9 protein-coding genes are annotated in these 9,627 nt (G+C 54.4%); 7 read left to right on the top strand and 2 right to left on the bottom strand.

The annotated features are described in order from the left end of the window. The 6 genes from HMPREF9473_RS14485 to HMPREF9473_RS14460 all read left to right on the top strand — a co-directional run. Nucleotides 1-355 (top strand): SDR family oxidoreductase (locus tag HMPREF9473_RS14485; protein ID WP_006780885.1); only part of this gene is annotated, 355 nt, incomplete at its 5' end. A gap of 129 nt (nucleotides 356-484) precedes the next feature. After that, on the top strand, nucleotides 485-2,581 hold the full coding sequence (locus HMPREF9473_RS14480; RefSeq protein ID WP_006780884.1) for a hypothetical protein: 2,097 nt from the start codon (nucleotides 485-487) through the stop codon (nucleotides 2,579-2,581). 128 nt (nucleotides 2,582-2,709) lie between these two features. Further along, nucleotides 2,710-3,993, top strand: coding sequence for a nickel-dependent lactate racemase (larA, locus tag HMPREF9473_RS14475; RefSeq protein ID WP_006780883.1), 1,284 nt, complete (start codon nucleotides 2,710-2,712; stop codon nucleotides 3,991-3,993). 16 nt (nucleotides 3,994-4,009) lie between these two features. Then, the gene (locus HMPREF9473_RS14470; RefSeq protein WP_006780882.1) at nucleotides 4,010-4,906 is read left to right on the top strand and encodes a sugar phosphate isomerase/epimerase family protein; all 897 of its coding nucleotides are present in this window, start codon (nucleotides 4,010-4,012) and stop codon (nucleotides 4,904-4,906) included. Nucleotides 4,907-4,923: 17 nt separating this feature from the next. Beyond that, the gene (locus HMPREF9473_RS14465) at nucleotides 4,924-5,874 is read left to right on the top strand and encodes a D-2-hydroxyacid dehydrogenase (protein ID WP_006780881.1); all 951 of its coding nucleotides are present in this window, start codon (nucleotides 4,924-4,926) and stop codon (nucleotides 5,872-5,874) included. A 12-nt stretch (nucleotides 5,875-5,886) separates the two neighbouring features. Next, nucleotides 5,887-7,272 carry a GH1 family beta-glucosidase gene (locus HMPREF9473_RS14460; protein WP_006780880.1) on the top strand — a complete coding sequence of 462 codons (1,386 nt, stop codon included), beginning with the start codon at nucleotides 5,887-5,889 and terminating at the stop codon, nucleotides 7,270-7,272. 104 nt (nucleotides 7,273-7,376) lie between these two features. On the opposite strand, the gene HMPREF9473_RS14455 is transcribed toward HMPREF9473_RS14460, so the two are convergent. Together HMPREF9473_RS14455 and HMPREF9473_RS14450 are read right to left on the bottom strand one after the other, a co-directional pair. Continuing rightward, nucleotides 7,377-7,961 carry a PBECR4 domain-containing protein gene (locus HMPREF9473_RS14455; RefSeq protein WP_006780879.1) on the bottom strand — a complete coding sequence of 195 codons (585 nt, stop codon included), beginning with the start codon at nucleotides 7,959-7,961 and terminating at the stop codon, nucleotides 7,377-7,379. A 307-nt stretch (nucleotides 7,962-8,268) separates the two neighbouring features. Beyond that, the gene (locus HMPREF9473_RS14450; protein ID WP_006780878.1) at nucleotides 8,269-8,523 is read right to left on the bottom strand and encodes a helix-turn-helix domain-containing protein; all 255 of its coding nucleotides are present in this window, start codon (nucleotides 8,521-8,523) and stop codon (nucleotides 8,269-8,271) included. 286 nt (nucleotides 8,524-8,809) lie between these two features. On the opposite strand from HMPREF9473_RS14450, the gene HMPREF9473_RS14445 reads away from it, so the two are divergent. Continuing rightward, nucleotides 8,810-9,505 carry a Fic family protein gene (locus HMPREF9473_RS14445; RefSeq protein WP_006780877.1) on the top strand — a complete coding sequence of 232 codons (696 nt, stop codon included), beginning with the start codon at nucleotides 8,810-8,812 and terminating at the stop codon, nucleotides 9,503-9,505. Nucleotides 9,506-9,627: the final 122 nt, after the last annotated feature.

Raw genomic sequence — 9,627 nt, 5'->3', positions numbered from 1 at the left:
CAGCAGCAAAGGGGCGATTGACAGCCTTACCAGGGCGCTGGCGCTGGAACTGGCTCCCTTTGATATTACGGTGAATGCCATTGCACCGGCTTCCATTCTGGGCTTCTGCGTGGCGCCGATGGACCCGGAGAAGGCGGCGGCCAGGGACCCGAAGGATTTTGCGACGCCGATCACGAGACAGGGGACGCCGGAGGACGTGGCGGAGCTGGCATTGTTCCTGGCAAGTGAGGAATCCTCGTATATCACGGGGCAGATTATTCCGATTGACGGAGGGCTGAGTGTGCAGGCGAGACCGGCGTGTATCGCGCCGCTGGAGATTACACCGATGAATGTGAGGGAGAAGGATATCCGTTGAGTATGAGGGACGGAACCGATTAGAGGTGAATCTAAGGAAGTCTGCCGCATGTGAGAGACGAAACCGATTAGGAGTGGAGTTAAGGATATCCGTCGAGTATGGAAGACGGAATCAGTCAGGAGCGAATCTATGGAGAGACAGTGGTGGGAGAAGCCGGCCAGGGTGATTCAGACGAATTTACAGGTGAAGGACACGCCGGGCATGTCGGCGGGAAGGCTGGCCGAGGATGTGGTGGAGCTGGGAGGCAATGTGCTGGCGGTGAACGTGGGCGGAATTTATGCCTGGTATGACAGCCAGGTCCCGTACCACCACATCAATGAATGGCTGCCGGAGGGCAGGGATTTGCTGGGGGAAATCGTGGAGGAATGCCACCAGAGAGCGGTGCGGGTCATCGCCCGGTTTGATTTCAGCAAGGCGGATGACAGTGTATTTTTACAGAAACCCCAGTGGTTTGTGCGCAACCCGGACGGGACGCCTCATGCGTACGGTGTGGAGCGCCCTGGGCCGTGGAGCATTTTATACAGCACCTGTATCAATGGGGGATACCGGAATCATGGCGTGGCGGCACCGGTGCTGCGGGAGGCGCTTGGGCGGTATGCATTTGACGGAGTCTTTTTAAATGCGCCGAACTATGAGCCCTGCTTCTGTGAGAACTGCCGGGAGAAATACCGCCGGACTTTCGGGGAAGAACTTCCGATGGAGTGGGAGAGGGAGGCGTCTGCGGGCGCTTCCCCCACCTTTGCGCACCGGAGAGGAATAGCAGGCGTCCGTCCCGAGTGGGAGTCCCTGTGTTACCGGGACAATATCCAGTTGATGAGGGAGACGGTCCAGAAGGCCGCGCCGGGAGTGCCGGTGATTTTGTATTTCAAGACCTACGGGGAGGATTTGGACGCGCGGGCGGCGACCGCGGATATTTTGTGCGCGGAGGCGCAGGATGTGCTTTCCCAGGGGAAACGGGATTTTACGCCGTTCTGGCTGCCGACGCTGAACGCGAAGTACGGTTCCGTGCCGGAGCAGATGCCGGCTCCCTTTGGCATTATCCATTCCTGTCCGGGGATGGACTGGCGTCACGCGGGGCTGCCGGAGGCGGAGTACCGAAGCTGGATGAGCCGGGTGGCCGCCAACGGGGCGAACCTCTGGCACAGCGTGACGGGATTTAAGGAGACGATTGGGGATAAGCGCCTGTTTCACACGATTCGGGCGGTCAACCAGGATGCCAGACAGGTGGAAGAAGCCATGGAGGGCGCAAAGAGCGCGGCACAGGTGCTGCTGGTCTGGAATGGCACGAAGAGCGCGGAAGGATGGCTGGAAGGGCTGCTGAATACCCAGATTCAATTTGATGTGGAGGATGAGCTTCGCTTTGACGCAGAGCGGGCCGGGAGATATGAGGCGGTGATTGTGCCGGCCGGTGGAAGACTGCTGGAGAAAAAGAGGGCGGAGCTGGAGCGGTGTGTGAAACGAGGCGTCCGTCTGGTGATAGAAGAATGCCGGGCTGACCAGGCGAGAGAGGCCCATGAATTTCTGGGAATTGGAGAGGAAGTTCAGGGCGGAGGAGAATTAGCGGCGGCTTACTGGAGATTTGAGCGGGAGACGTTTCGGAGGAATCTGGAGGAGACGGTATTTCTGCCTCATCGCGGGGAGACGCTGTACTGCGCGGCATCGCCGTCGGAGGATACGGCGGTGGAGGCCACGCTGGTGCCGCCGTTTGCGCCACTGGACGGAGTGGGGGCGCCGCCGGAGCGGGCCAGTCTGCCGGCGGAGCATACGGAACTTCCGCTGTGTGTGACCCGTAAGATGGGGGACGGAGCGGTGCTGTATCTGCCGTTTGCTTTTGGGCAGCTGATAGGAGAATATGGATTGCCGGACGACCTGTACCTGTTGGAGAATATGATAGACTGGGCCTTGATGGGGCGGCGGGAGTTTTGCATGGAGCCGTATCCCGGACTGGAGGCGGTATTGTACCGCACAGAGCGGGGGACGGTGCTGCACCTGATTAATTCGGTAGGACAGCGGCCTTTGATGAGGACGGTTCCATTGGAGCAGGTGGAGTTTACGCTTCGTCTTCCAAAGGAAGCGGCTGGCGGGAAGGAAAAGGTGAAAGTGAATGTCCTTTTGGGTCCTGGCGGGGCGGTTCTTCGGCAGGATGGGGATGTGGTGACTGTTACGGTTGAGAAGGTGGAAGTCTGGAGTGCGGTTGAAGTGACGTGGAAAGATACGGAAGTATGAGAAACTGTGAAAGAATAGGTAATCATGTAAAATTTCAAAACAGTTCTAAAACGTATTACAATATCGTGCTATAATAGATGATAGCAAAAACAACCGTACGATAGCAGACTAAAGGAGGAAATGGCGCGATGAAGATTCAATTACCTTATGGGCGTGGACAGATAGAGGCTGAGGCCCCGTCTTCGGCCCGGACGCAGGTGTTAACGACCCACTTAAGTTCTTTCAAACCGGAGTATGACGGCGCGTATCTGGCGCGGCAGGCGCTGGAGCATCCGATTGGGATGGAGCGGCTCTGTGAGCGGGTGCGGGACGCCAAGCGGGTGGTGATTCTTTCCAGCGACCATACCCGCCCGGTGCCAAGCCGGATTTTAATGCCGTTGCTGTTACAGGAAATCCGCATGGGGAACCCGGAGGCGGATATCACCATCCTGGTTGCTACCGGATGCCACCGGGCGCCCACCAGGGAAGAACTGCTGGAGCGCTATGGCGAAACAATCGTAGCAAAAGAGAAGATAGAGATACATAACTGTGACGACGAAAACCTGGTGGACGCCGGCGAGCTCCCGTCAGGGAACCGGCTCTGGCTGAACCGGACGGCGGCCCAGGCGGACGTGCTGGTGGGGGAGGGCTTTATCGAGCCCCATTTCTTCGCCGGATTTTCCGGTGGAAGGAAGAGCGTGCTCCCCGGTGTCTGTGGGAGAGCGACGATTATGCACAACCACTGCGCCCGCAACATCGACTCGCCGGAGTCGACAGTCGGTGTTCTTGAGACCAATCAAATCCATCTGGATATGGTGAGCGCCGCCGGGAAGGCGGGATTGAGCTTTATCCTGAATGTCGTCATTAACGAGAAGAAAGAGATTATTGCCGCCGTCGCCGGTCATCCGAGTGAGGCCCACGAGGAGGGCTGCGGTTTTCTGAAAAACCTGTGCGGCTGCCGGGCCGGGGAGGTCGATATTGTGGTGGCTTCCAACGGCGGATATCCGCTGGACCAGAACATTTACCAGAGCGTCAAGGGAATGACGACGGCGTCCCGGCTGTGCAAAACAGGCGGCATCATTGTGATGGCGGCCGAGTGCGCGGACGGCCACGGCGGAGAGCAGTTTCATGACACCTTTGCGAAGGGAAAGGACGCCGGAAGCATTTTACAGGAAATTCTGGCCCGGGATGAGCATGGGACCCAGCCGGACCAGTGGCAGTCCCAGATATTTGCCCGGGTGCTGGTCAAAAACCGGGTGATTTTCGTCAGCAGCCAGCCGAAAGAGCTGGTGGAGGAATTTGGAATGAGATGGGCGCCCAGTCTGCCGGCCGCCATGGAACTGGCGGTGGAGATGAGCGGAGTGGAAACCCCGTCCATTCTCGTCCTCCCGGATGCGGTTTCCGCCATTGCGATACCGGCGGAGGAAGAGTAGAGAAGGAGAGAGAAGTATGAGAGATTCCATTCATAGATATTTTCAAATCGGTACCATCCAGTGGATGAGCTATCCCGGCGTTCCGGCGCTGGAGACGCTTGAAAAGCTGGGAGCCGATGATTTTTTTGATGCGGTTGAGGTGTGTCAGATTCATGACGACGAGGAGCGGGCGAAGGCGAAACAAGTGCTGGCGCAATCCGGCCTTAAGGTCTGCTACGGCGCCCAGCCCCGTCTGCTTGGGCCGGGACTGAATCCCAACGCCGTGGATGAGGACGAGCGGAAGAAGGCGGAGCAGACCCTTCTGGAGGCCGTGGATGAGGCGGAGTATCTGGGAGCGGGAGGAATCGCGTTTCTGGCCGGGAAATGGGATAAGGAGACGAAGGAGGAGGCCTATCAGCAGCTTCTGAAAACCACCCGGGCCGTGTGTTCCTATGCGGCGGAAAAGAATATGAATGTGGAGTTGGAAGTATTTGACTATGATATGGACAAGATGGCTCTGATAGGACCGGCGCCGCTGGCGGCGCGGTTTGCGGCGGATATGCGGCTGAGTCATTCGAACTTTGGGCTGCTGGTGGATTTGAGCCATTTTCCCACCACTTATGAGGACAGCCGGTTTGTCATCCGGTGTCTGCGTCCCTATCTGACACATTTCCATATTGGAAATGCTGTGGTGAAGCAGGGGGCGGAAGGGTATGGGGACCAGCATCCGCGGTTTGGGTTCCCGGAGAGCGCCAACGGCGTGGAGGAGTTGAAGGACTTTTTCCAGGTGCTGCGGGAAGAGGGATTTTTCGATCCGGCCCATCCCTATGTGCTGTCCTTTGAGGTGAAGCCGTGGAAGGATGAGAAGCCGGATCTGGTGGTGGCGAATACCAAGCGCTGCATCCGCCGGGCCTGGAATATGCTGGAGGATTGAGGAAAGGAAACATAATTATGAAGATTGTGGTGTTAGACGGTTATACGGAGAATCCGGGAGATTTGAGCTGGGGAGATTTGGAGCGTCTCGGCGAGGTGACGGTGTACGACAGAACGCCGCCGGAGCTGGTGGTGGAGCGCATCGGGGATGCGGAGGCCATTCTTGTGAACAAGGTGGCGGTCACGGAGGAGGTTCTGCGGCAGTGTGGGAATATCCGCTATATCGGGGTCCTGGCCACGGGCTACAATGTGATTGACACCGCGGCGGCCTCCGCCAGAGGAATCGTGGTGTGCAATATTCCCTCCTACGGGACGGACGCGGTGGGGCAGTATACCATTGCCCTTTTGCTGGAAATCTGCCATCACATCGGGCATCACGCCGAGGCGGTGAAACAGGGGGCATGGAGCGCCAGCGAGGACTGGTGTTTCTGGGATTACCCGCTGATCGAGCTGGCCGGCAAGACCATGGGAATCATCGGTTACGGGCGCATCGGCAGAACGACGGGACGGATTGCCCGGGCGCTTGGCATGAAGGTGCTGGCGTATGAAGGGGAGGAGAAGGCAGGACAGGAGGAAGAGCTTGTGAGCCTGGAAATGCTTCTGGCCCAGTCGGACGTCATTTCCCTGCACTGTCCGCTGTTCCCGTCCACGGAGGGAATCATCGACCGGGAGACCATCGGGAAGATGAAGGACGGGGTGATTCTGTTAAATGATTCCAGAGGGCCGCTGATTGTGGAGCAGGATTTGGCGGATGCGCTGAACTGCGGGAAGGTGTATGCCGCCGGGCTTGATGTGGTGTCGACGGAGCCAATCCGGCCGGACAATCCACTGCTTGGGGCGAAAAACTGCCTGATCACCCCGCACATTGCCTGGGCGCCGAAGGAGAGCCGGCAGCGTCTGATGGATATTGCAGTGGAGAATCTGCGCAGCTTCCAGGTGGGGAAACCGGTGAATGTGGTGAACGGTTAAAGGAGGGAAACGATGTCGTTTCGAAATGATTTTGTCTGGGGGGCGGCTACCAGTGCCTGCCAGATTGAGGGCGCGGCTTTTGAGGATGGGAAGGGGAAATCCATCTGGGATGTGTATGCCCATCTGCCGGGCAAGGTGTTTGAGGGGGAACATGGGGACGTGGCCTGCGACCATTACCATCGGTTTGAGGAGGATGTGAAGCTGATGGCGGAGTTAGGGATTTCGGCGTACCGGTTTTCCATCTCCTGGCCGAGAGTGATGCCGGAGGGCACTGGGCCGGTGAATGAGAAAGGGATTTTGTTCTATTCAAGGCTGGTGGACTGTCTGCTGAGCCATGGGATTACGCCCTATGTGACGCTGTACCACTGGGACCAGCCGTATGAGTTGTACAAGAAGGGAGGCTGGCTGAATCCGGACAGCCCGAAATGGTTTGCGGAGTACGCCAGGACGGTGGGAGAGGCGCTGGGGGACAGAGTGAAGCATTTTATCACCTTCAACGAGCCGCAGGTATTCATCGGGCTGGCTTTTGTGGATGGGGTTCATGCACCGGGGCACCGGATGAGCCGGGCGGAGACGCTTTTGATGGCCCACCATGTGCTGCTGGCCCACGGGATGGCATCCCAGGCGCTCCGCGCCTGTGTGCCGGAAGTTCAGGTGGGATACGCCCCAACGTCGGATGTGCCGGTGCCGGTATCCGACAGCCCGGAGCATGTGGCGGCGGCCAGAAATGCCTACTTTGCCATGCCGGAAAATGGGGACTGGAGCTGGAACGTCAGCTGGTGGAGTGACCCGGTGATGCTGGGCCATTACCCGGAGGACGGCCTGCGGATTCTGGAGCCGGATTTACCGCTCATCCGCCAGGATGATATGAAGACGATTTTCCAGAAGCCTGATTTTTACGGGCAGAATATTTACCGGGGTATTCCGGTATCCGCGGCGGGTAACGGGACGGGTAACAAAGTGGGGGATGGAGCGGGCGGATGGCGCAAGGAGAAGCGCAGCCCTGGTTCCCCAAAGACTGCCATCGGCTGGCCTGTGGATTTCGACTGTCTATACTGGGGAGTCAAGTTCCTCTATGAGCGTTACCAGACCCCCATCTTCGTCACCGAAAACGGAATGTCCAGCCACGACTGGCCCTCCCTGGACGGCAAAGTCCACGACCCGGCCCGCATCGACTACCTCCACCGCCACCTGCGCGGCCTGCGCCGCGCCGCAGAGGACGGAGTGGATGTAGCCGGCTATTTCCAATGGTCCCTGATGGACAATTTCGAGTGGGCCAGAGGATACAACGACCGCTTCGGCCTGATTTACGTAGACTTCGAGACCCAGAAGCGTCTGCCGAAGGATTCATTCTACTGGTACCGGGATGTGATTCGGGGGAATGGGGAGAATTTATAAAAGAACTTTTAGAAAAATGCCCAGACAGTTGATTGGTTTATCAGCTGTTTGGGCATAAATCGTTTATGAAGAACAAGAACTCCGGCTTCGCGGGGAGGGGGAGACTAGTTTGGTGGAGTAAGGCGGTCATATTGGATGGTAATGATACCTGTTCTGGTATCCACCTTTTCTTTTTTCAGCAATGTATATCTTGGCTGACCAGCAGTATAGTCCAATTTCTGTTTAGGGAAAAAACTACGGCAGACCTGAGTTTCTGTGCCGGCTCTTTGCGCCAGGAATAGATAAACATCGCTGTCCTTATATCGATTTTCCAGTAGGTAATCTGCCTTGATTAAAGAGAATTTCTGTATCTTTTCATTAAACCGGAAGACGATTTCGTTGCTGTCCAAAAAAGATTCCAACGAGGCAAGCGGTTCAAGGCGGGATTCCATTTCTGAAAAATAAACGCTTTGTTTGGCCTGGGCATATGTAAGTTTTCCGTCAAGAACCCCATTGTAAATATCTGTTCGTTTCCCGGTCAGAAAGTGGACGTTATCCCTCAGCTTATGCAATCCAGCCAGATGGTGGAAGTCGGCTTTATCAAAGTCCAGTGTAAATGTCAGCATTTTCCCTTTACGCCCAATCGTAAAATGATATTTATATGGGAGCAGATGTTCAAATGCAACCGCACATTTTTGCAGTAAATCCATTGAGTAACCTCTTTCGCATAACGAAAATGCCCCACCTTGCGGCAGGGCATTTCGGAGTATTTTCTTTCAGCTTTGCAGCCTGAGCCGATTTGAGGTATCGCTACACAACCCCTCCTGAAAGCTCCATAAGGCAATGCCTATCGGCACACTCCCTTACTTCAACGCTTGAACAGACACACGCCGTTGCCTGTTATCACTATTATTATATTCACAAACGGAAAATATGTCAATGGATTTTCCGCCTTGAGTTTTTGCAGTTTTATTTTGGAATAGTATTGTTAGATTCGTCATCTGGAGTATAAGTAGTTCATTCACCATTGTTGTCATCTAAGCCCTCAAAGAAATCATCATAAGCACATTGATAAATTTTTCTTAATTCAATTAACACACTGGCACGGATATTCAGTTCACCGGCTTCATATTTGGCATAAGTGCTTCTGCCAATATCACATGACCGTCGCTGCAGTTCCGCACACAGTTTTTCCTGGGAGAGCCCATGCTCTAATCTCAGTCTTCTTAAATTAGCACCCATATTTCTATCACGCCTGATTTTTTGCTCCATATGTTTAGCTCTCCACTATTTTTGACCAGTATTGGTTGCAACTGAAAATAGTGTATGATATTCTAGACGAAAATATTGACCGCGATAGTGGTCAAAAGTGGAAAACATGAAAATTGTGATATAATTAAAAAAGAGGAAGAGAAAACTTGGTCCTTACGAGGACTTTGACTGGGGCGAACCGGTTGGCCGGGAAAAGTGGTAGGCGGCAGGAGTGATAAAGATGATTACGAACCGATTAATCTGTGATATACTGTAAATCATACAGGTATAAGGAAGGAGTGAGCTCATGGATTACGAGAAAATTGTCCAGAAACGGAATCAGTATCAAACGGTAAGGGATTCCATTCCGGAACTTACCCTGCAAAGCTATGAGAACGCGTTTGAGATAGAGTATACCCACAACTCCACAGCCATTGAAGGCAATACACTGACCCTTATGGAAACCAAGGTTTTGTTGGAAGAGGGAATTTCCATTGGAGGCAAGCAGCTGAGGGAATTTTATGAGGCAGTCAATCATCAGAAAGCATACCGCTATGTGAAGGAATGCATTGCCAAAGAATTGCCGTTAAATGAAAAAATCATTAAAGATGTTCATGTATATATATCAGGCGCCCAGCACACTCCGCCATCCCCAGGTGATATGTACCGGCAGGTCAAGGATTTTTATGCGGACCTTGCATGGAAGGGCAGTGAGTTGAACCAGATGGAACTGGCGGCCTGGACACATGCGGAGTTTGTGCGCATACACCCATTCCCGGATGGAAACGGTAGAACATCCCGATTACTTATGAATTATCAGTTGATGGCAAATGGATTTCCTCCTATTTCAATTGCCAAGGAAAACAGACTGGAATATTTCAACGCATTGGAAGATTATGCCGTGCAGGGAAATTTAATCCCGTTTGCAGAAATGGTTGCCAATCTGACAGAGCATCAATTGGATTGTTATCTGAATATGGCGGGAGTGGGGCAGGGGATGTAACCGTTCTCTGGGAGCGCAAACGAAAGGTGGATTGCTGCAATATGCGGCAATCCCTTTTTCTTTATCTGAAATTTTTATTCATTCCCCTGTAACGAAACGCTGAAATATGTGATATAAAGGGT

Source organism: Hungatella hathewayi WAL-18680 (genome assembly GCF_000235505.1).
Lineage (GTDB): Bacteria > Bacillota > Clostridia > Lachnospirales > Lachnospiraceae > Hungatella_A > Hungatella_A hathewayi_A.
The sequence above is the reverse complement of the archived record's forward strand: the minus strand, read 5'-3'. Positions and strand labels throughout refer to the sequence as shown.

What these genes read in the sequence shown, in the direction of transcription:
- HMPREF9473_RS14480 (WP_006780884.1), top strand. Translation starts at nt 485, where the DNA reads ATGGAGAGACAGTGGTGGGAGAAGCCGGCCAGGGTGATTCAGACGAAT.
- larA (WP_006780883.1), top strand. Translation starts at nt 2,710, where the DNA reads ATGAAGATTCAATTACCTTATGGGCGTGGACAGATAGAGGCTGAGGCC.
- HMPREF9473_RS14470 (WP_006780882.1), top strand. Translation starts at nt 4,010, where the DNA reads ATGAGAGATTCCATTCATAGATATTTTCAAATCGGTACCATCCAGTGG.
- HMPREF9473_RS14465 (WP_006780881.1), top strand. Translation starts at nt 4,924, where the DNA reads ATGAAGATTGTGGTGTTAGACGGTTATACGGAGAATCCGGGAGATTTG.
- HMPREF9473_RS14460 (WP_006780880.1), top strand. Translation starts at nt 5,887, where the DNA reads ATGTCGTTTCGAAATGATTTTGTCTGGGGGGCGGCTACCAGTGCCTGC.
- HMPREF9473_RS14455 (WP_006780879.1), bottom strand. Translation starts at nt 7,961, where the DNA reads ATGGATTTACTGCAAAAATGTGCGGTTGCATTTGAACATCTGCTCCCA.
- HMPREF9473_RS14450 (WP_006780878.1), bottom strand. Translation starts at nt 8,523, where the DNA reads ATGGAGCAAAAAATCAGGCGTGATAGAAATATGGGTGCTAATTTAAGA.
- HMPREF9473_RS14445 (WP_006780877.1), top strand. Translation starts at nt 8,810, where the DNA reads ATGGATTACGAGAAAATTGTCCAGAAACGGAATCAGTATCAAACGGTA.